The sequence below is a fragment of the Actinomadura sp. HBU206391 genome, assembly GCF_014323665.1.
Classification (GTDB): Bacteria; Actinomycetota; Actinomycetes; order Streptosporangiales; family Streptosporangiaceae; genus Actinomadura_C.
Genome location: NZ_JABVEB010000031.1, coordinates 23,792 through 44,330, shown reverse-complemented (window position 1 = coordinate 44,330; position 20,539 = coordinate 23,792). Strand labels below are relative to the sequence as shown.

Annotated in this window: 22 protein-coding genes; 10 read left to right on the top strand and 12 right to left on the bottom strand. The window is 68.6% G+C overall.

What is annotated here, in order from left to right; genetic code table 11:
* Positions 1-12 precede the first annotated feature (12 nt).
* Positions 13-2,241, bottom strand: a complete 2,229-nt coding sequence (locus tag HKK72_RS13505) for a DEAD/DEAH box helicase (protein WP_222720661.1) — start codon at positions 2,239-2,241, stop codon at positions 13-15.
* 295 nt (positions 2,242-2,536) lie between these two features.
* Here HKK72_RS13505 and HKK72_RS13500 point away from each other — a divergent pair, with 295 nt between their 5' ends.
* Entirely contained in the window at positions 2,537-3,553 is a 1,017-nt protein-coding gene (locus tag HKK72_RS13500) for a hypothetical protein (protein WP_187234680.1), read from the top strand.
* 178 nt (positions 3,554-3,731) lie between these two features.
* On the opposite strand, the gene HKK72_RS13495 is transcribed toward HKK72_RS13500, so the two are convergent.
* Positions 3,732-4,934 carry a sensor histidine kinase gene (locus HKK72_RS13495; RefSeq protein ID WP_187234679.1) on the bottom strand — a complete coding sequence of 401 codons (1,203 nt, stop codon included), beginning with the start codon at positions 4,932-4,934 and terminating at the stop codon, positions 3,732-3,734.
* Positions 4,931-5,587 (bottom strand): response regulator transcription factor, encoded by a 657-nt coding sequence (locus HKK72_RS13490; protein WP_187234678.1) that lies wholly within the window; start codon positions 5,585-5,587, stop codon positions 4,931-4,933. Before HKK72_RS13490 ends, HKK72_RS13495 begins: the two co-directional genes overlap by 4 nt.
* Positions 5,588-5,844: 257 nt before the next feature.
* On the opposite strand from HKK72_RS13490, the gene HKK72_RS13485 reads away from it, so the two are divergent.
* The 5 genes from HKK72_RS13485 to HKK72_RS13465 all read left to right on the top strand — a co-directional run bounded on the left by HKK72_RS13485 (position 5,845) and on the right by HKK72_RS13465 (position 10,016).
* Positions 5,845-6,402 (top strand): hypothetical protein, encoded by a 558-nt coding sequence (locus tag HKK72_RS13485; protein ID WP_187234677.1) that lies wholly within the window; start codon positions 5,845-5,847, stop codon positions 6,400-6,402.
* The gene (locus HKK72_RS13480; RefSeq protein WP_187234676.1) at positions 6,399-7,448 is read left to right on the top strand and encodes a peptidoglycan-binding protein; all 1,050 of its coding nucleotides are present in this window, start codon (positions 6,399-6,401) and stop codon (positions 7,446-7,448) included. The genes HKK72_RS13485 and HKK72_RS13480 overlap by 4 nt, the downstream gene beginning before the upstream one ends.
* The gene (locus HKK72_RS13475; RefSeq protein WP_187234675.1) at positions 7,445-8,134 is read left to right on the top strand and encodes an ABC transporter ATP-binding protein; all 690 of its coding nucleotides are present in this window, start codon (positions 7,445-7,447) and stop codon (positions 8,132-8,134) included. The genes HKK72_RS13480 and HKK72_RS13475 overlap by 4 nt, the downstream gene beginning before the upstream one ends.
* Positions 8,131-9,348 carry an ABC transporter permease gene (locus HKK72_RS13470; protein WP_187234674.1) on the top strand — a complete coding sequence of 406 codons (1,218 nt, stop codon included), beginning with the start codon at positions 8,131-8,133 and terminating at the stop codon, positions 9,346-9,348. The genes HKK72_RS13475 and HKK72_RS13470 overlap by 4 nt, the downstream gene beginning before the upstream one ends.
* A 218-nt stretch (positions 9,349-9,566) precedes the next feature.
* Positions 9,567-10,016, top strand: coding sequence for a hypothetical protein (locus HKK72_RS13465; protein WP_187234673.1), 450 nt, complete (start codon positions 9,567-9,569; stop codon positions 10,014-10,016).
* 107 nt (positions 10,017-10,123) lie between these two features.
* On the opposite strand, the gene HKK72_RS13460 is transcribed toward HKK72_RS13465, so the two are convergent.
* The 3 genes from HKK72_RS13460 to HKK72_RS13450 form a co-directional block, all read right to left on the bottom strand.
* A complete protein-coding gene (locus tag HKK72_RS13460) occupies positions 10,124-10,645 on the bottom strand; it encodes a hypothetical protein (RefSeq protein ID WP_187234672.1) in 522 nt (173 codons plus the stop codon).
* A gap of 658 nt (positions 10,646-11,303) precedes the next feature.
* The gene (locus HKK72_RS13455) at positions 11,304-11,891 is read right to left on the bottom strand and encodes a MarR family winged helix-turn-helix transcriptional regulator (RefSeq protein WP_222720660.1); all 588 of its coding nucleotides are present in this window, start codon (positions 11,889-11,891) and stop codon (positions 11,304-11,306) included.
* A 414-nt stretch (positions 11,892-12,305) separates the two neighbouring features.
* Entirely contained in the window at positions 12,306-13,133 is an 828-nt protein-coding gene (locus tag HKK72_RS13450) for an endonuclease/exonuclease/phosphatase family protein (RefSeq protein WP_222720659.1), read from the bottom strand.
* 175 nt (positions 13,134-13,308) lie between these two features.
* On the opposite strand from HKK72_RS13450, the gene HKK72_RS13445 reads away from it, so the two are divergent.
* Positions 13,309-13,617: a PGPGW domain-containing protein gene (locus HKK72_RS13445; protein ID WP_187234670.1), complete on the top strand. Its 309-nt coding sequence runs from the start codon at positions 13,309-13,311 to the stop codon at positions 13,615-13,617.
* A gap of 30 nt (positions 13,618-13,647) precedes the next feature.
* On the opposite strand, the gene HKK72_RS13440 is transcribed toward HKK72_RS13445, so the two are convergent.
* The 3 genes from HKK72_RS13440 to HKK72_RS40910 all read right to left on the bottom strand — a co-directional run bounded on the left by HKK72_RS13440 (position 13,648) and on the right by HKK72_RS40910 (position 14,696).
* A complete protein-coding gene (locus HKK72_RS13440) occupies positions 13,648-14,178 on the bottom strand; it encodes a hypothetical protein (protein ID WP_187234669.1) in 531 nt (176 codons plus the stop codon).
* Positions 14,179-14,338: 160 nt separating this feature from the next.
* Positions 14,339-14,458 carry a DUF2399 domain-containing protein gene (locus tag HKK72_RS13435; RefSeq protein ID WP_187234668.1) on the bottom strand — a complete coding sequence of 40 codons (120 nt, stop codon included), beginning with the start codon at positions 14,456-14,458 and terminating at the stop codon, positions 14,339-14,341.
* Between the two features lie 109 nt (positions 14,459-14,567).
* On the bottom strand, positions 14,568-14,696 hold the full coding sequence (locus HKK72_RS40910) for a hypothetical protein (RefSeq protein WP_261986784.1): 129 nt from the start codon (positions 14,694-14,696) through the stop codon (positions 14,568-14,570).
* Positions 14,697-14,948: 252 nt separating this feature from the next.
* Between HKK72_RS40910 and HKK72_RS13430 the strand changes: the two genes are divergently transcribed.
* A complete protein-coding gene (locus HKK72_RS13430; protein ID WP_187234667.1) occupies positions 14,949-15,185 on the top strand; it encodes a plasmid mobilization protein in 237 nt (78 codons plus the stop codon).
* The gene (locus tag HKK72_RS13425; protein ID WP_187234666.1) at positions 15,178-15,573 is read left to right on the top strand and encodes a PIN domain-containing protein; all 396 of its coding nucleotides are present in this window, start codon (positions 15,178-15,180) and stop codon (positions 15,571-15,573) included. The genes HKK72_RS13430 and HKK72_RS13425 overlap by 8 nt, the downstream gene beginning before the upstream one ends.
* A gap of 177 nt (positions 15,574-15,750) precedes the next feature.
* Here HKK72_RS13425 and HKK72_RS13420 read toward each other — a convergent pair whose 3' ends face one another.
* The 3 genes from HKK72_RS13420 to HKK72_RS13410 form a co-directional block, all read right to left on the bottom strand.
* Complete coding sequence (locus HKK72_RS13420) at positions 15,751-16,494, bottom strand: hypothetical protein (RefSeq protein WP_187234665.1); 744 nt, start codon at positions 16,492-16,494, stop codon at positions 15,751-15,753.
* Between the two features lie 287 nt (positions 16,495-16,781).
* Positions 16,782-17,315: a hypothetical protein gene (locus HKK72_RS13415; protein WP_187234664.1), complete on the bottom strand. Its 534-nt coding sequence runs from the start codon at positions 17,313-17,315 to the stop codon at positions 16,782-16,784.
* A gap of 60 nt (positions 17,316-17,375) precedes the next feature.
* On the bottom strand, positions 17,376-18,947 hold the full coding sequence (locus tag HKK72_RS13410) for a tetratricopeptide repeat protein (RefSeq protein WP_187234663.1): 1,572 nt from the start codon (positions 18,945-18,947) through the stop codon (positions 17,376-17,378).
* A gap of 866 nt (positions 18,948-19,813) precedes the next feature.
* Here HKK72_RS13410 and HKK72_RS13405 point away from each other — a divergent pair.
* Entirely contained in the window at positions 19,814-20,164 is a 351-nt protein-coding gene (locus HKK72_RS13405; RefSeq protein ID WP_187234662.1) for a hypothetical protein, read from the top strand.
* Positions 20,165-20,539 lie beyond the last annotated feature (375 nt).

Genomic DNA, 20,539 nt, shown 5'->3' with positions numbered 1-20,539 from the left:
GCCCGTTCGGGCTCAGGACGGCGCGCCGGTGCCCTCTGCCGCCGCGGTCCGTGAGGCGCCCGAGGGCGCGTCGCCGACGCCGAGACGCTGCCGTTCCTCGTCGATGATCTGGCGGGCCAGCGCCTGCTCGGAGATGTCGATCGCATCGGGGGTGGCGTCGGCCAGGTCGCTGCGGCGGGCATAGGCGTCGAAGAGCTGCGCCTTGCCGTGCAGGATGTTCAGCATGCGTTCGTCGACGCTGTCGGCCGCCAGCAGGCGATGCACCTGCACCTTGCGGACCTGTCCCATGCGGTGCGCCCGGGCGACGGCCTGGCTCTCCATCGTCGGCTTGACCTGCGGCTCACAGAGGATGACGACCGAGGCGGCCTGCAGGTTGAGGCCGACGCCTCCGGCCTGGATCTGGCCGAGCAGCACCGCGTGACCCTGCGCCGCGGTGAACTCGTCGACGACCTGCTGGCGGCGGATGGCGGTCAAGCCGCCCGCGATCGGCCCGTGGGCGTGTGGGCCGATGGCCTCGTGGACCGCGGCCAGCACGTCACGGAAGAAGGAGAACACCACGACCTTGAGATCGTTGTCGGCGGCCTCCTGGACCAGTTCGAGCAGCCGCTCCAGCTTCGCCGACCGGTCCGGCACGGCATAGGCGGCGCGGCGCATGGCCATGAAGTTCCCGTCGGCCACGGCTTTCCGGTAGACGGCTAGATCTGCCCGGCTCAGTTCCTCCCACTCGTCCACCTGTACGAGGTCGGGCAGTTCGGTGAGCACGTCCTGCTGATTGCGGCGCAGGTAGACCGGTGCGACGGCGCGGCGGAAGACCTGTGCGCCCGCCGCGGCGTCACTTCCGCGGATCTCGGGGAGCAGCCCGGGGCGAAGGTGGCCGACCAGGCTGCGGAACTCCTCGACGCGGTTCTCCATCGGGGTACCGGTCAGGAACAGCACCCGTTCCGTACGGTCGCACCACGCCGTGACCGCCTTGGATCGGCGGGCCTCCGGATTCTTGACGTAGTGCGCCTCGTCGACCACGAGCAGGTCGAGCGTGACGTCGCGCGGCACCTCCAGCCGGTGCAGGGTGTCGATCGTCGTGACCGCGACGCCGCCGTTGACGAGCCATTCCATCAGCGCGGCGGGACGGCCGGCGCGGTACAGAGGGAAGGCTTCGAGCGTGCTGCGGTTCTCGATCTCCCGGATCCAGTTGATCAGGACGCTGGCCGGGCAGGCCACGAGGAAGTGCCCACCGCCTCGCGCCTTCAGGTGCGCGATGGCGGCGATGGCCTGAATGGTCTTGCCCAGGCCCATCTCGTCACCGAGGATCACCCTGCGCTGCACGAGGGCGAAGCGGGCGCCGAACGACTGGTAGCCGCGCAGCGCGACCCTGAGGTGGGTGTCGTCGAGCTCCTGGGCCTTGACCTTCGCGGAGATGTCATCGGGCAGGAACCCCTCGGCCGAGACGCGCTCGGGTTCGAGCGCGGCGAACTCGGCGAGCAGGCTGTAGAACTCGGGCGCGCGGCGTTCGAAGTCTCTCCACGCCTCGGCGCCCGACACCTTCGGGCGGTGCAGATCCGCCGAGGCCCGGCGCAGCAGGAACTGGGTGCCGGACGACCGTTCCGTCGCCATGACGCCTCCGAGCCGCCCGACGGCCTCGCGTGCCCGGAGCCTGCCCTCGCGGCCCGCCACCAGCATCCGCAGCAGCCCGCCGGCTGGTCGTGCGGCGGGCAGCAGCGCGGCCAGTTCCTCCTCGACCGGCTTGGCGGCGTCGAGGGCACGCGGGTACTCCGGGCCGACGGTGAGCAGCCGGTGCAGCGCGACCAGCAGAGCCGTCGTGCCCGCGTCACGCTGGTCGACGTCGATCCGTACCGGGGCCATCTCCGCCGCCGCCAGCGCGATCTGCCCGGCGGCGGCGTGCACCTGTCCCGCCGTACGCGGCCCGATGCCGGGAACGAGTTGCAGGGCGTTCGGCGTGGTGTCGAGGACGTCGAGCACGGTCTTGTACCCGGCCTGTTCGAGCGCTCCCAGCCGGAGCCGCCCATCGGTGACGTCCTTGATCCGGGTGATCGGCACGGAGGCGAGGTCCGAGTGCGACGCATGCGCCCGTACGCCGGACAGGGCATGGTGGACGTCGGCACGAGCGTCTTGGTCGCCGGCGAGCAGGGCGCGTGCGTCGTCGAGGAGACGATCCGCTTCGCGGACGAGGGCCTTGGCCGCCTTCACCGTCGCGATCGCGCCGTCGCCGGTTGCCTCGTTCAATGCCTCCGCCCCTCCCGCCCGACCTCGGGTCGCAGGAGTCACCGTGGCCACATGCACGGCGATTGTCAACGGGACGCCAGGTCGGGGGACTCCCTTAACGGATCACGCTCGGGGATATATGAGGGTGCCGAATATCCGCGGGACGGGCCGACCGCCGTGGCCTTCGGAAAACAGATGTGGATCTTGTTAATTGGAACGGCGGCGCAGGCTAGGCCCTGAATTGGGGCCGAAATTGGGTCGGCTATGGGCCCAGGGACTCTGGGACGCGGCCCGGCCCTCTCCATACTATGCTCGCATGGCGAACCATCGGGACGCGTATCGAACGGAAGGCGTGCGAAGGCTCCATCGCGATAAGAGAGAGGGGCGCGACAGGGGAGACGGGCCGGTTTCGTATCTCGCCGTCGTCCTCTTGGTGGGCGGTGTCGTAGCCGCCTTGACGCCCGCGGTGGGCGGCACGGTGGTCTCTGGAATCGAGGCCTCGATATGCCGCGTCGCCAAGAGCGACTGCGTTCCCTCCGGCGCACCGCCGAGCGGCGCCTCTGCCGCCGATTCTCCCGCTCCCGCTACGCCTTCGCCTAGAACCGAGGCAAAAGCACCGAGAGTGCCGTTCGCACGCGGATTCACCGGAAACAGCCTGACGCTCAAACAGCAGTCGCCCCCGCAGGATCCGGTCGACGAGACCGCTTCGCTCTGCTCCCAGGGTTCGATCAAAGACCGGTACTGCGAGCAGCAGTTCGGGGAGACCGAAGCAATTCTCAGACAGACCGAAGTGGGCCGGAATGCCTTGAAGTTGCTCAAGGCGGACCATCGGAAGCCATACTATTTCGGGTCCGGCGGTGGAAGCCTGGCCCTCTCGGGGTTCGTCTCGCTCGATTTCAATGAGACTCCCGAGATGAATGCTTTCAACATCATCTCCAGTGTGGCCGACTGGACGCCATATTATCCCACGCTTGATCCCGACAAGATGAGTCGCCAAGAGTATGTCGACGCGCGTATGAATCGCGAGCTGGACAAGGCCGAGGCCAAGGTCCGCGCAGCCCTCATGCTGAAGGGGAATCCGGGTGGGCAGCCCGTCCATTACCTGATCGCTCCCGAGTACTACTACTACGCCGCTTATCGCGAAGCGATCGAGGCGGCGAAGGCGAGAATACCGCCACCTTCGCAGGCGGATATGGAGAGCGAAGCGCACAAAGCCGGCCGCGAGGCTCAGCGGAAATCTCTGGAGGAGACCGGTCGTGGGACCGAAAAGTTCGGAACGGACTGGGCCGCGTCGTGCAACTGGTGGGAGCGGCTGACCAGCAAGGACTGCTGAACGGCTGCACCTCCAGGCCATCGGTCATCGGCCACTCCACTGCTCGCTCTTGCTGCACTGCTCCGGTGCTTTGCTTCGGGGCTACGCCGGTCCGCTCGGCGTCACGGTCATCGGCGACAGTCCGTACGCCGATCACCACGGAGCATCATCATGGGCTCACGTGCTTTTCGCAACGGCGTTACGCCGGGAGCGCGGGCAGGCGGACGGTCACGATGAGACCGCCACCCGAGCGCGGTTTCGCGGTCACCGTGCCGCCGTGGGCGGTGGCGGTGGCACGGACGATGGACAGGCCGAGGCCGGACCCCCGGTCGGAGTGGACCCGGTCGGTCCCGAGCCGGCGGAACGGCTCGAAGATCGTCTCGATCTCGTAGGGCGGCACGACCGGTCCGGTGTTGGTGACGACGAGCTCGGCCCGGCCGTCGCGGCCGCGCGTGGCGACCGAGAGTTCGCCGCCCTCGCGGTTGTGCCGGATCGCGTTCTCGACCAGGTTCTGTACGAGGCGTTCGATCAGGACCGGGTCGCCCATGGCCGGCGCGCGGCCGAGATCGCGGTGGGCGGTGACGCCACGGGCGGTGGCCTCGGCGGCGGCCTGGCCGAGGACGTGCCCGGCCACGTCGGCGAGGTCGAGCGGGCTCGTGTCGACCACGGTGTTCTCGCTGCCCGCGAGTGTGAGCAGCCCGTCGATGAGCCGTTCGTGCCTGCCGTTGACGACGAGCAGCGACTCGCCCAGTCGCTTGACGTCGTCTGTCGCGTCGGGACGCCGCACGGCCACGTCGACGAGGGTCCGGTTGATGGCCAGCGGGGTGCGCAGTTCGTGCGAGGCGTTCGCGACGAACCGCCGTTGACCATCGAAGGCCCTGGCCAGCCGACCGAGCATGGTGTCGAAGGTGTCGGCCAGCTCCTTCACGTCGTCGCGCGGCCCCGCGTAGGCGATCCGCTCGGTGAGGTCGTGGCTGCGCGCCACCCGCCGGGCCGTCTCGGTGATCTTGTGTACGGGATGGAGCGCCCGGTCGGCGAGCAGCCAGCCGAGTGCCAGCGCGGCCGTCCCGACCACGCCCAGGGCGATGCCGCCCTGGGTCAGCAGCGACTTCAGCGTGTCCCGCTGGTAGTTCGCCTCGGCCTTGTCCAGCGCCCCCTGGAACTGCCCGATCGTGATGCTCGCCCCTGGCGGTGCCTGCTTGAGCAGAGAGGGTGGAGGGGCCTCCTTGCCTTCGATCCTGGTGGCGTGGACTCCGGGCTCGCCCGGCGGCCGGAGGTTGTTCTTGACCAGAAAGTAGGTCAGGGCGAGCAGGACGACCCCGGCGGCCAGGAACAGACCGCCGTAGAGCAGCGTGAGCCGGACCCGGATCGTGGGCCTCAGCCGGTCGGTGAGCGTCGTCATGGAATGCGGTACCCCACTCCCGGTACGGTCTCGATGACGGGCGGATCACCGAGCTTGCGGCGCAGCTTCATCAGCGTCACCCGGACGGTGTTGGTGAACGGGTCGGTGTGCTCGTCCCACACCTTCTCCAGCAGTCGCTCCGCCGACACGACCGTCCCGTCCGCGCGCATCAGTTCGGCCAGCAGCCCGAACTCCTTACGCGCCAACTGCACGAACCGTCCGTCCCGGTAGACCTCGCGGCGGTTCGGGTCGAGCCGGACACCGGCCCGCTCCAGCATCGGCGGGTCGGCCGGGCGGGCGCGGCGCCCCAGCGCATGGACCCGGGCCACCAGTTCCTCGAACGCGAACGGCTTGGTCAGGTAGTCGTCCGCGCCGAGCCGGAGTCCGTCGACCCGAGCCGGCACGGTGACGGCGGCGGTGAGCATGAGCACCCGGACGTGGGCCCCGGAGTCCACCACCGCACGGCACACGTCGTCACCGTGGACGACCGGCAGGTCCCGGTCGAGGATCAGCACGTCGTAGTCGTTCACGCCCAGATGCTCGAGCGCGGCGTCGCCGTCGTACACCACGTCCACGGCCAGTGCCTCCGCCCGAAGCCCCTCGGCGATCGAGTCGGCGAGCATCCGCTCGTCCTCGGCGATCAATACACGCACGTTCCCCGCCCTTTGGCTTCGTTACTGCCGCTGCCTGTCGCACAGCCTGCGCCAACGGGCGTAACGCGGGCATAACGAGAGGTGTTGCCATCGCCTGTCGACTGCTCATCTTCCCGGGACGGTCCAACGCACGGGCTCGGGTCGGCGTAACGCCGGCATAACCAGATCTGGTTACGGCGGGTTTAGCGGTCGAGGGCTGGACTGCTCGTCGACGGCCGGGAAACCCCTCCCGGCGCAGCCGACAAGGAGACTTACCGATGCGAGGACGAAGACTCGCGTTGCTGGCCCTGATCCCGATGTTGGTTCTCGGGTCGGCGGCCTGCGGCGCCGACGGCCCCTCGAGCGCCTCCACCCCCACGAGCAAGAAGACCGATGAGGCAAGTGCGATGCGCGCTTTCGCCAAGTGCATGCGCGAGAACGGCGTGAACATGTCCGACCCCGTACAAGACGGCGGCGGAATCCGGATCGAGGTGAAAGAGGGGCAGGGCGACGGCCCGGAGAAGCACAAAGCGGCCGAGGCGAAATGCCGCCATCTGCAGCCGAACGGTGGCGAGCCTCCCAAGATGAGCGCCGAGCAGGTGGCCAAGATGCGCGAGCATGCGAAGTGCATGCGCCAACACGGCATCGACATGCCCGACCCCGACGAGAACGGCAGGGTCACGATCAAGAGGACGAACAAGCCCGGCTCCAGCGGCGGGAGTAACAGCGTTAGCGTCGGCGGTGACCCGAGGAGCCAGAAGTTCAAGGACGCCGACAAGGCCTGCCGTCATCTCCGCCCCAAGCTCGGTCCCCCTGAGAAGGGGAACGGCAGTTGAACGGGAAGCGGGCCGCGCTCTTGAGCGTGGCCGGGGTGATCGCGATAGGCGGCGCCGGCCTCGCCACCGCGGGTCTGGGCGGGGGCGGCGAAGCGCCCCTCGCGCACAGCTCACTTCCGCCCGCGACGGCGCCGATCGAACGGACGACGCTGGTCGAGACCCAGACGGTGGGCGGCACGCTCGGCTACGGCACCACGAGTACCGCGACCAGCGGGGGCGGTGGCGGTGTGCTGACCTGGTTGCCGGGGCCGGGCGCCGTGATCACACGGGGGCGGGCCGCCTACCGGGTCGACAACGAGCCCGTGCCGCTGCTGTACGGGTCGCTCCCGCTCTACCGGACCCTATCCGCCGGCACCGAGGGCCCCGATGTGAAGCAGTTCGAGCGGAATCTGCGGGCCCTCGGCTACACCGGGTTCACGGTCGACGACACCTACAGCTCCGCCACCGCGGCCGCGGTGCGGCGCTGGCAGGACGACCTCGGGGTCGACGAGACCGGCAGGGTGGTTCCCGGGTCGGTGCTGATCGCCCCCCGCGCGATCCGGGTGGCCGAGCGGAAGGCGAACGTCGGCGACCGGGCCGGCGGACCGGTGTTCACCCACACCGGCACCACCCGGGTGGTGAGCGTGGACCTCGACGTGACGTACCAGAAGCTCGCCAAGAAGGGCGCTGAGGTGTCGATCGAGCTGACCGAGGACGAGACCACCAAGGGAAAGATCACCAAGATCGGCAAGGTCGCCAAGGAGGGCCAGGGGGAGGAGGACCCGACCACGATCGAGGTCACCATCGCGGTCCGCCGGCAGCGGGCGCTCGGCACGTACGACAAGGCGCCGGTGAACGTCAACCTCACCGCCAACCGGAAACCGGATGTCCTCGCCGTGCCGATCGGGGCGCTCGTCGCGCAGCCCGGCGGCGGCTACGGCGTCCAGGTCGTCTCGGGCGGAAGCGTCCGTACGGTGCGGGTCGAGACCGGCCTGTTCACCGAGGGCCAGGTCGAGATCTCCGGCTCGGGCCTGGCCGAAGGCCAGAGGGTGGGGGTCCCCGCATGACCCCGGTCGTGGAACTCCGCGAGGTCACCAAGACCTACCCGGGTGGCGTCACCGCACTGGACGGGGTGTCGGTGGCGATCGACGCCGGCGAACTGGTCGCCGTCGTCGGGCCCTCCGGTTCCGGCAAGTCGACGATGCTGCACCTGCTCGGCACGCTCGACCGGCCGAGCGGCGGCACCGTACTCGTCGGGGACCGGGACGTGTCCCGGCTCTCCGACCGGCGCCTCTCGGCACTGCGCGCCCGGCAGATCGGGTTCGTCTTCCAGCAGTTCCATCTCGCCGCCGGGGTGAGCGCGCTCGACAACGTCGCCGACGGCCTGCTGTACGGGGGCGTGCCGCCGGCGCAGCGGCGCCGCCGGGCCCGTACGGCCCTGGAGCGGGTCGGGCTCGGGCACCGGCTTGGCCACCGGCCGCATCAGCTGTCCGGCGGCGAGAAGCAGCGGGTGGCGATCGCCCGGGCGGTGGTCGGCGAGCCGGCGATGCTGCTCGCCGACGAGCCCACCGGCGCCCTCGACTCCGTCACCGGCGCCGGGGTGATCGATCTGCTTCGCGAGCTGGCCACGGCCGGCACCACGGTCATCCTGATCACCCACGACCGCGATATCGCCGAGCTTCTACCGCGGCAGGTCCAGATGCGTGACGGGCGGATCGTGCACGACGACGTTCGGGCGGGGGCGACGCGATGACCGGGCCGGCACTTCTGATGCGTGACGAGGACCTGCCGGCGAGGCTGGGGCCCAGGGATGTGCTCAAGGTGGGCGGAGCGGGCCTACGGGCCCGGCCGCTCCGGGTGTTCCTGTCCGCGCTGGGCATCGCGATCGGCATCGCCGCCATGATCGGCGTGGTCGGCATCTCGACCTCCAGCCGGGCGCAGCTCCAGGCCACCCTGGACCGGCTCGGTACCAACCTGCTGACCGTGGCGCCCGGCCAGGACTTCTTCGGTTCGGACGCCAAGCTGCCCAAGGACTCGGTCGGCATGATCGGCCGGATCCCCGACGTCACGGCCGCATCCGCCACCGGCAAGGTCCCCGACACGAAGGTCTACCGCAACGATCGCATCCCGGAGGGGGAGAGCGGCGGGATCAGCGTGCAGGCGGCCCGGCTCGACCTGCCCGGCACGATCGGCCTGTCCATGGCGACGGGTAGCTGGCTCAACGCCGGGACGGGCCGGTACCCGGCCGTGGTGCTCGGGTCGGCGGCGGCCGAGCGCCTGGGCGTCGCTCAGCCGAACCAGCAGGTCTGGCTCGGCTCGCAGTGGTTCACCGTGGTGGGCATCCTGAGTTCGAACCCTCTCGCGCCGGAACTGGACTCCGCCGCGCTGGTCGGCTGGGAGGCGGCGGCGTCCCGCCTGGGGTTCGACGGCCACCCCACGACCATCTACAGCCGGGCGGACAAGCACGCGATCGAGTCCGTACGGGCTCTGCTGGCCGAGACCGCCAACCCTCAGGCGCCCAACGAGATCAAGGTCAGCCAGCCGTCGGACGCGCTGGCCGCCGAGAACGCCGCCGACACCGCGTTCACCGGGCTGCTCCTCGGGCTCGGCGGGGTGGCGCTGCTGGTCGGCGGTGTCGGGGTCGCCAACACGATGGTCATCTCGGTCCTCGAGCGCCGCGCCGAGATCGGGCTGCGCCGCTCACTCGGCGCGACCCGGGGCCAGATCAGGCTGCAGTTCCTCACCGAGTCGCAGATGCTGGCGGCGCTCGGCGGCGTCGGCGGTGTGGGCCTCGGCATCGTCGTCACGGCGGTCTTCGCGGTGTCGCAGGGCTGGCCGACGGTGGTGCCCCCGTGGGCGATGGCCGGCGGTGTCGGCGCGACGCTCGTCATCGGCGCGATCGCCGGTCTCTATCCGGCGATCCGCGCCGCCCGCCTCGCACCGACCGAGGCTCTCGGCACCATCTGACCCGCCGCCGCCGGCTCCTGCCCATGGGGACGGGGGCCGGCCGCGCCGCGGCACCGACTCGGCCTCGGCCTCGCCCGCGCTCAGGACGCACACGATGGCAGTGGATCACCGCTACGGTCGAGCCATGGTTCGAGTGAACGGCGACGACGAGACCGGCACCGGACGGCTCACAACGCTCCACGGACGGCGATGTACGTGGGCACCGAAGGAGACCGCTCATGAACGACTTCGACTTCCTCACCGGTGACTGGGACGTCGCCAACCGGTGGCGGACGGATTTCCTCGATGAGACGAGCGAGTGGGAGGAGTTCCCGGCCGTCAGCATGGCCTCCCGGCATTTCGAGGGCGCGGCGAACTTCGACGAGATCGAGTTCCCGACGAAGGGCTTCGCCGGGCTCACCGTGCGTCTGTACGACCCCGTGCGCGAGGAGTGGTCCCTGTACTGGGCGAGCAGGCGTACCGGCACGCTGCGCCCGCCGGTCGTCGGCCGGTTCACCGGCGATCGGGGCGAGTTCTACGGGGACGACACCCACGCGGGCAAGGAGGTCCGGGCACGCTTCGTCTGGTCGGACATCACCGCTGAGTCCGCCCGATGGGAGCAGGCGTTCTCGGTGGACGGGGAGAAGACCTGGGTGACCAACTGGATCATGGAGTTCACCCGCCGTTGAGGATCGATGGCGTGCGGTCTCAGCGCTGGCCGGCGGTGAGAAGCAGGACGCCCGGCTCGATGCCGAGCCGGGCGTCCTGACGTCCCCCTCCCCAATGGGGGACCGGGTCAGCCGATGACCTTCACGAAGTCGTCGGCCTTGGAGTCGCCGAGACGGCCGCTGGTGAACCGCACGCTCCAGGTGCCGGACTGGTAGGCCCTGACCCGGGTGCTGAAGCTCCCGTTGGATCTGGTCTCGGTCGAGTCGATGTGCCGCCAACCGTGAGAGTTGTTCGGCCGGAAGTAGACGTGAACGCGCTGGTGGCCGAGCCCCTTCTCATGGCCGGAGCGGCTGCGCAGCGTGCCGCGAAGCTTGAGACGGCCGCCCTTGTGCACCCGGCTGGGATCGGCGTCGAAACCGACGATCTTCGTTCCCCTGTCGCGCTTCGGCCTGGCGGACCTGTCGTCCTTGGCCGACCGCGAGCGCGAATCGGTCAGGCCGGATACTTGACCGGTGGCGCCGTTCGTGAGCAGGCTTCTCGACGCGGTCCCGTGCCCCGAGGCCGCATCCGCGTACGCCGGCGTCGTCGCGAGCGCCAAGGCGCCGATGACGATGCCCCCGAGGGCGGTCGCGATTCGTCGATTCACCATGATGAAACTCCCCGTTTCTGCTGAACACCTGAATGGCGTTCATCGTGCTATGACGCGAATATTTTGAATCTGCTCATTGCGCGGTGGATCTCACCGCTCTGAGCAGCTGAGTGACCGTCCGGGCGGGTGCGTGATGACGCCGGTGAAGACCCCGAGCGTGCCGTCCGCGGCTCACCGCCCCGGACCGGTGGGCCGGCGTGTACCGGCGCCGAGTCGCCGCCGTTCGAGCTTGTTCCTGGAGGCCCGCCTGAGTGGCGTCGTGGGGGTGCCCCGGCCAGGTGAGCTTCTCCCAGGCCTCGCGGAAGGCCGTCGCGATCTCTTTGGAGACCGGACCGGTCGGCGGCGAAGGTGAGTCGACATGCAGCGGGTGCGCCATGTCTTGTCCTCCAAACTCGAACGAACAGAACTTCTGCTCAAAATATATGCTGTGCAGCAGAACATCTGTCAAGATGCTCATGTGTGACATAGGCCTCTGACCTGCACGGGAATCATCCGAGCTGCGCCGCGGTACGCCGTTGGGATTGGATCCGCGTACAGCGGAGCGAGGCGGCGGCTTCGGACGAGGCGGCGCAGAGCGCCTTTCGAGGCGCCGCCGAGGAGCGCCGGCAGGGGCGCAGGCAATGGCAGGGGGCACCGGCACGGGCGCCGGCCGGACGAGCTAGCGGCGCGCGGTGGAACGCCGTCCGCGACGGAGCCTCGGCGAAGCCGCGGTCGTTTCGGCGACCTCGATGTCGTCGACCACCTGACAGGGGTTGGCCTCTGGATCGAGCGTGTTGGCATGGGTCGCTAGGCTCCGCACCAGGTCGCGGAACGTGTCGCGCTTGGGTTCGTCCAGAGCGGCCAGTACATGATCTTCGGCCAGCCGCAGCCGTTGCTGCAGTTCCGCCAGGCGTGCGTGCCCCTTGTCGGTGGCGATGATGCGCCGGGCGCGCCGATCCGCGGGGTCGGGCTGACGCTCGACGAGGCCCGCGCTCTCGAGGTCGTCGAGCAGATACGTCATGACCGTACGGTCGACGCCGAGCTGCTGGGCGATCGCCAGCTGCGTCGCCGGGAGGGCTCGTGCGGCGATGGTGAGGAGCTGGTAGCCCCGGGGGCCACCGGGCAGGTCGGCCACCGCGTGGTTCGCGGCCTTGACGTAGGCCCGGAAGACCATGCCGAGCGCCCATCCCAGATCGGTATCGACCGCGCTCGCGCAGGAGTCCGCGTAGTCGCCGGTCGTGGGTGTGGAAACTTGCATGGCGCTCATCACCTGATCATAGCCTGTTGCAAAGATGTTCTGTGACACAGATTACTTCACGATCGGCCTGCTCGCATGGCCCCCACCGGTACCGGTCGTGCCCCGCCGGTGCACGCCGCTCATCGCCCCATGCGGTCATCGAGGGGGTCTCCGTCCGGAGTCGGCCATAAAGGAATGCTCGACAACTCGCTGATGCTCTCTGCCATCGGACAGAGCGCCGACCGGCACGACCGAGCCGACGGCACACCAGCGATGTGACCGCGAAGGTCACCGAGGAGACGCCCTGTGAACGTCACTGTGACGGCCCGTGCCGCCGCGCCGCCCGCCACCCGCCGTCCGTTTCCGCGTCGTCCGATCAAACGACCGGCGCCCGCGGGGCGTACCCGCCAACCGACCGGACGTGGCTTCGCAGGCGTCGCATGTTCAGTGACGGTCTTGGAGCGGCTCCCCGGCCAGGTCGGCGACGACCGCGGCATGGTCGGAGGGCCATACGCCGTCGACGGGGCCGTCGCCTACGCGCTGCACGGAGCGAACGCGCCCGATACCGCCGGGGCCGGGGGCCCCGACGTGGATGTAGTCGATCCGCACGCTCGGTTCGAAGGTCTGCGCGGCGAAAGGGTTCGCGGCATCCCAGGTGGCTGACGGCGTCGTCGGGTCCGCGTACTCCCAGGCGTCCACGAGAACCTGGCCGGGGACGGCGGGGGCCGTTTTGTAGCCGCCGAACAGCCGGACCTCATCCGAGTCCGGCCATGCGTTGTAGTCCCCGGTGGTCACCGGCGGGAAGGGGCCGTCGCGACGGTGGGCGGCGATGAACTCGGCGAAGGCCCTGACCTGTTCGCAGCGCACCGCCGACGCATGAGGGGCGGAGCTCAGTTGGGTGGTGAAGAACGGCAGTGGGTGCGCGGGCGCGTCCACCAGCGCATGCAGGGCCAGCCGGCCGTCGTCGTCGCCCTCCGCGGCCGGTAGCCGCACCACGTCGCGGTCCGCGATGGGCCACCGGCTGAGCACGGCGTTACCGATCTCGACGGCCGAGTCTCCGAGGCGTTCCTGCCACCTTTCGGGTGCGTCGGAGGCGGCCCAGGTCCAGTGCATGCCGAGTTCTTTCGCCAGCCAGGCCGCCAGGTTCTCCTCACCACGGGCCCACACCTCTTGCAAACCGACGACATCGGGCCGCGCCGTGCGCAGCACGGTGAGGATCGCTTTCCGCCGCTGCTCCCATGGGCCGAACCGCCACCACACATTCCACGTCATCACGCGCATCCGCAGCCCCTTTCCGTTTCCGCCCGTCCAGCGAACTTCGATCCGCCGCTCGCCGGGGTTCCCGCCGTGGTGATGGACACAGCAGGCCGAGTTGTGGATCGTCGGGCCCGTCCCGACCGTCTGTAAGGGGTAAGGGCCGTATCCGCCGCTCTCCAGAGGAGGCCAGGTGACCACCACGGCACCCCACAGGTCCGCCGCCCACACCGAGACCGGGGCGGCCCCGGGCACCTCGTCCCGGACGCGTCTCCGGCTACTGCGCAAGATCGTGGTCGCCGTCGTCGGGGTCGCCGTGATCCTCGTGGGCATCGTGATGATGGTGCTTCCGGGGCCCGGTGTGGTGGCGATCCTCGCCGGGCTGGGCCTGCTGGGCACCGAGTTCCCCGCGGCCCGTCGCGTCAGCGAGCGGCTACAAGCCCTCCTCCGCACCACCTGGCACAAGCTCCGACCACCCAAGAACAAAGAGCCGAAGCCCTGACCAGGGGCGCAGAAGGCGCGTGACCGGATCTCAGGCGTGCTTAGGGCTGCTATTGGTGAACAGCCAGTAGCCGTCCTTACCATCACTCGCGACGTCATGGTAGGCGAAACCGCGGGCGTAGAAACTAACATTCGCCTTGTTCTTCAGCTTGACATAGCAGGCGGAGTTTCCCCAATCCTGATTCATCTTGATCGCCGCGCGGACATCGCTGGTGATATCGCACTCGTGCTCTTTGGAGCGGCCGAGCGTGGGATAGATGTTAACCCCGATCTTTACTTTCGTCGGCGCCTTTCGAGTTTTGCGCAGTTCGACCTTCACAAGTACCCTCGCCGTGATGTAGCCGCCAGCGGACTCATAGACGCACGCCTGTGCGGTGTACCGTGGGTCGCCGCTGCTCGGTACGGGGACGGTCATCGAGCTCCGCTTACTGCAGAGCGTGTGGGCGTCGGCCGCCGGCGAGACCACCGCAAGGCCGCCCAACAGGCCGGCCGCCGCGATACCCATTACACCCGCTCGCCTCATGAGGTTCATGCGCACTCTTCCGTGGTAGGGGGTGCTCATTCTTACTTCTCACGTTGCCCGGCAAATAGGGTCTGTGGGCCTGTAACCAACGGGGCCCGGGGCTCACTGGTGACGTTCGAGGATGAGGGTGACCGGTGATCCGGTTCTTTGGGCTTATGAAGTGTGGGACTGGTCGACAATGCGATGGTCCTGGCAGAGGTCAGCGGAGATCGGCGAGCAAGTGCGGGATGAGACGTTCTTCCATGACGGCCTGGCCCGTCTCGGCGAGTAGCGGTGCGAGTGCCGGGTCCCACGAGCTGTCGGCCGGTGTACCGCGCAACGGTTCTGACGCGCCGGCTTCGAGAGCCGCGGCTGGTCGCGAGCAACACGCTCAGCACCCGGCGGTCCACGTCATAGAAGGCGTCGCCGCTGCGGTTGACGAACGACACCTAGTCGCCCGCGACCTTGACCAGCACGCTGATCTCGAGGAGGAGCTGGGCGACGGCGACCTGCGCGGCCGGCTGCTCCCGCTGCTTCGACCGGTCGCGCAGGTCGATGGTGCGCTGTAGCGAGCCCATGAAGGCGCTCGCAATCGCGGCCAGGCTGCCAGCCTGCCGATCAGTTCCAGCAGCAGGTTGTGGACGACCGCGGGATCGGGATGCGCGGGCTGGTCGGCTGCACGGAGTCCCCCACTCGGCCGACGACACGATCGAAGATCACCTTGCGGCTGACCACGTCTTCAGGAGGCTGTGTCGCCTTCAAAACCGCCTCTGAGGGCGCAGGCGCCCAGATAGTATTACTGAGCTGCACCGCTGAATTATGATTGTACGATGTCCGCCCTCGAACGCATGTCGATCAGCATGACACCGAGCGACAGAGCCCTCATCGAGGCCGCCGCCAAGACGGCCGGTGTCTCGGTTTCCGCGTGGATGGTGCACGCGGCCCGCGAGGAGGCCCGATGGGCCGTCGCGAATCAGATCGCTGACGAGATCGCCGCGGAGGTCGGGGTCACGGACACCGACCTTGCCTGGGCGGCCGAGGCGCTTGGTCTGGACGCGGATGTCTGACAAGGCGCTGCACCGTCAGTACATCCTCGACGCGGGTGCCCTGATAGCGTATGAGAAGCGCAGCAAGCGGGTCGCCGCGCTCGTCAAGCTTGCGGCTGCGAACCGCATCGAGCTGGTGCTTCCGTCGGCGGTGCTGGCACAGGTCTGGCGCGATGGATCCCGGCAGGCGCTGCTGGCTCGTGCGTTGCGCAATCCGGGTCTGGTCGAAGCCCCACTGCATCACGACGACGCTCGCCGGGTAGGCGACCTACTTCGGGAGTCCGGAACGGCCGACGTCGTCGACGCACACGTCGCCGTACTGTCGGACCATCTGCACGCTCCGGTCATCACGTCTGATCCCGGCGACCTCACGAAGCTCTCAGCGCACCTCGAGTTGATCACGGTGTGACGCAGGCTCGCCTTGCCTCCGCGCCGCGTGGGGTGGTGCGCCGCGTGTGTGCGTGTGCCGGAGGTGACAGCTTGGACCTTGATGTAGGAGCCGCCCGAGTCGCCTGCCATGACGGTGACGAAGGCGGCCGGGTCGCAGCTGCCCGACCCGGCCGCCGGCTCCTGGGTGAGATATCAGTCAGTAGGTATAGGCGTTCGTGAGTCCGACCCTGGTGACCATGCCGCTGGCCTGTTCCACGGCGAGCACGACTGCGGGGAGGAGGTCCCCGCCATAGGGCTCCACCCGGGCGAACCTGACCCCGCGCGGGTCGGCGTTGGAGATGGCGCCCAGCGCGTTGACCGGCACGGGGGAGCCGACCAGAAAGGGAGTCATCGATCTCTCAGGACGGATCACCCAGAACCGAACCTGCCCGTTCGGGATCAGGCCGTTCCCCCACGCCCACAGGTAGTTTCCAGCGTGGTACTCCTTGAGCTCCGTGGTCAGCCGAATGGTCGAGTCCGGGGCGTTCGCGGGTTCGAGCATCCGCAAGGGCGCGTAGTAGTTGTCGTTGTAGGCCTGGGTGCGGCTGTCGGGAGTGACACAGACCAGGTCGTTCGGCCGCACCAGACGCCAGACGAACCCGGCCTTGCAGGTGTTCGGCCCATAGGCCCCGCCACCCGGTTGCCGACGCGATGCGGCCAGCGCGTTCTCGGTCGCCGCCTGGTCACGGATCTGCGGCGTCACGCACACCTGGTCGTACGGCACCGCGTCGCGCCACACGAAGCCGTTCTTGCAGGTGTACGGCCCGTACGGCGCGGCGCCGGCCGGAGCCTGGACCGCCACCAAACCGGCGGCCAGTGCCAGCGTTGCGACCGAGCCACCCAACACCCGGCGCCACAAGCTCCCGGCGCCACCCTCTCCACGCTGCGCGGCCTTCTTCATCTGCACTCTCGTTGACCTTCCTCCCGTGAACCCGTCAGGCGATAAGACGCACCGGGCCGACGTGACGACCGGGTATCGAAGATCATGTCCACTTCCGGATCACAGACGATCAAAAGAACGGGAGCCGGCGTCTAAGGCGCTGTCCGCACGTGATCGTGAGCACGCCGGCCGGCGGGGACGGCGCGCCCACTCAGGTATCTCGGGCAGGGAAAGGGCGGACCCCGCAGCCCTCGGGCGTGCAGGTGCGGCCGCCCGCCCCGAACGGGGCCGATGAGCACTTGGTCGACCTAGGCGGGCTTGCTCACGTCCATGGCGCGTTCTCCGAAGTCGGCAGGCCACGGCGCACCCAGAGCGTCCCACCATGCGAGGTACGGCTCGCCGAGAGTCGACGGCCGTGCCCCGTCGAGGCTCCAGGTCGCGGAGACCTTGTCCAGTGGCGCCGGGTCGACCCCGAACAGTTCGGCGGCCGCCCGGCGTGCCTCTGGTGTGTCGTGGTCCGGCAGCGTGGATTCCTCGTTCTGCTCGTCGATCGACGCGACGTGAACGGACTCGCCGTCGGGACCGACCACCTCGTGAAGCACGCCGTACTCGTCGAAGTCGGCCGCGGTGATGGCGCGCCGGGCCCAGGCCGGGACGAGAGTGCTGATCGTCGCTGACAGGTGAGGCGTGAAATCGGCCAGAATGTAGACCCGGCCACCCTCGACCAGGGTGAGCAGGGGCCGGTCGCCCATCTCGAGGTTCTCGGACAACGCGGCGAGGAAGCCGCCGCTGTCCTGTCCGTCCTTAAGATCCACGCACGCCCAGCCGCTGAATGATGACATGCCGGAAACGGTAGCCAAGAACACCGACATGAGGGCCACGAACGCGACTCCGCTGACCGATCACCGACGCCTACGACGTGCCGGGTGATGCCTGGTCCAGCCGGTGCAGGACGGATCCGGCCTGTGCCCGCTGCCGGTCGCAGGCCTCCGGCTCGGTCGCCGCGAGCGCGTCGTACCGGGCGACCGCTTCTTCGGCGGCGCGGCGTCCCTCATCGAGGGCGTCCATCGCGGCAAGGCGAGCCTGGGCGAACACCATGAGCGCGTGCGCGCACTCGCGCTGTAGCGGCCCGGGTTCTGCTCGGCGAGCGGCCGATACATCCGTACCGCCTCGCTCGCGGCGGCCAGCGCCTCCTCATACCTCGCCATGTCGTCGAGGATGACCGACCGGTTGTTCAGCGCCGTCGCCAGTTGCGGCTCGCTCGCCGCCGCGTCGGCGTCAACGTGCCCGCGCTCGATCTCGACGGCCTCGGCGTTCGCCGCCAGGGCCTCGTCGAACCGGCCGACCTTACGCAGGCGGGAGCTCAGATTGACCAACGCGATGCACAACCTCAGCTCGACCTTGCGGACCTCCGCCTGGGCTTTGTCTCGTTCGTACCGGCGGTAGGCGCGGTCCGGGTAGTCCAGGAGCTCGTCCGGCTCGTCGAACGAGAGCTCCATCGCCTGCTGATCCGCTCGTTCCCGCTCCACTACCTCGCGGTAGCGCGCCACCGCCTCCTCACCGGCGGCCAGCGCCTCACGATGCGAGCCCAGCGAGGCCAGGCGGTTGCCGTGGTTGTTCAGCGCGCCGGCGAGCGTGCCTCGAAGGCACTCATCGGTGTCCGCAGGCCCGCGGAGCACCTGCACGACGTCCGCGAAGGCCGCACGCGCCTCTTCATACCGCCCGACACAGGCGAGCCGCCGGCCCAGCGTCTCCAGGGCGCCGGCGTACTTGACCGGCTCGTCCTCGGCCTTCCTGCGCCAGAACCGCACGGCCTCGGCAGCGGCCGTCAGGGCGTCCTCGAAGCGGCCGACGCGATCGAGGCGCTCCGAGTAGTCGTCCAGCGCGTAGGCGAGGACGTACCCCTTCGGCGTGCCCGCGCGCTTAGCGGGCTGCTCCCGGATCTCATCGACCGCGGCGGCCGCGGACTCCACCGCCTCGTCGTACCGGCCGAGCTTGACCAGGATCTCGGTGAGCCAGTAGCGCGCGGTGTTCGCCAACTGCAGCGCGTACGTTTCGGTGCCGACCAGGCTCAGGCTCAGCCGCCGCTCCTCACGGGCGATCGGCAGCGCCTCTTCGTATCGCCCGAGTCCCATGAGATTGGAGCGAAGCGCGGTCAGGGTGCGGCGAAGACCTACGGCGTACGTTCCCGGCCAGGTGGCTTCCAGCCTCCGATACACCGCGAGCTCTTCGAGGTACGCGAGCCGTGCGAGGTCGTGCCAGGTCAGTTCCTCCAGTGCCTCAGCGACGTAGTTCAACGATCGGGGGAGATCGTCCGGGCTCGACCACGTCCCCGGCGGCCGGTCGCGCATCTCCTCGACCCGGTCCAGGTGTCCCCGCGCCATCCGCAGCGAACGGCCGGGACGATCCAAGCCGGGCGGCACGTCGCGCTGAAGCATCTGATGGTCGATCCGCTCGACGTTCACCTCGTTCACCGCTCGTGAATAGCACACCCGATGGCCATGGGCCATCAAAGGTCATCACGATTTCCAATTCTCGTGCTGTAGGAGCTGGCGGATTGCTTCCTCGGCCATGAACTCAGTACGCAGTTCGGCACGTAGCCGGCTCCCCTGTGCTCGGGAGGCCGCAATAGCTGTTATTCCTGCGGTAATGAAGGCGACGATGATGGGGACACCTACTGAAGCTATCCCTTGGGTCATGTAGATCACGTTAGACGGCCCGTACCGCGGCCGGACAGGGCCGTACAGGAAACGGCCTCAAGCGGCCGCAAGCCTTCCGACCACCTCAGCCAGCGGGCTCGGGCCTATGACCGGCTCAAATCCGCGAAGATCGCCGACCGGAATCCGGTCTTACGGCCCGGTCTCCATCGGAGTGCGCGGAATGTCTTGATCGCGCGCAAGAGGCCACGTTATCGTGCGGTTGCCGACGTCACATTTCAGCCATGAGGGGTGTGGAAAATGACCGACAGAATAACGTTCAGCTTGGACGAACGCAACATACCTTGGTTCAAAGCTGAGGACGAAAATTATGGGCCGATAGGCTCATTGCTGACCAGCGACGTCCAAAACGTGGAGCCCTGGTGCCTCAACCTGCTCGCCTGGATCGAGGATGTGCGGAACGGTACATCAAAACAGGAGTCATGGCAGGGAAACTCGTGGGGCGTGCTCATAAGGCCGGCAGAGTTCTCTCAGCAGGATATCTACTCGGACTGGAGCGGTTCGTATTCTCTCGATGACGCGCACGAAGTAATACTAGAATATTGGCGCTTCATGGCGCCCAGCCCGGCCGGTAGAAGTCATGCGATAGCCGAGTGGGAGACGGAGAACGGCCGTGCACACCCATGTCGGCCGCATCTGTGACCCCCGCCGAGCTTGTGGAATTCGCCCAGCGAGAACTCGCCTTCCTCGCGCAGGGCGGGATGGACGGGCTGGACGAGCGCGGCACGCAGACGGTACTCGCCTATGTCCGGCCGGAGATCACCCTGGAACTGGAATTGGACTGGCGGGAGGAGACGGCGTTCATGCTGGTCTGCCGGACGGTTGGCGGCCGCCCTCCGCCCGGCTACTACCGGCACGACGGTCGTCTGATGCGGATGCACCTTGCCGAGGCGTTGACCGGGGTGACGAGTCGGACAGGCGCGCGGCCGAGCGGCTGCGCGGGATCGCCGGCCCGTCCGGCGACAGCGCGATGAGACGACAGACCGCCGAATATGCGGCGGTCATCCGCGAAGGGGGGACCAGCGGCTCCGCCGCTTCGCACGACTGTTTCAGGAGGAAGATCCGAGCGGCTCCTGAGCAGGAGGTCTGCGCGCTCGCTGTTCAGGGCCAGGCCTCGTCATCGTTCCGGTCAAGTGCGGGCGGCTCGTAGCCGAGAAGAGGAAGTTTCACCAGGTAGTGAAGAGAAGGGTGAGGAGTTGGCCGTCTTCGCTCTTTGCCTCGAACCCCAGAGGCTCGCGCTCGCGGCACTGTCACGGCGTAGCAGCTCCGCCAGTCTCCCGACGGACGACCTCGATGAGGTCACCGACCTCTAAGTGCATGATCGCCGCAGAGGAACCCCTGCCGTGATC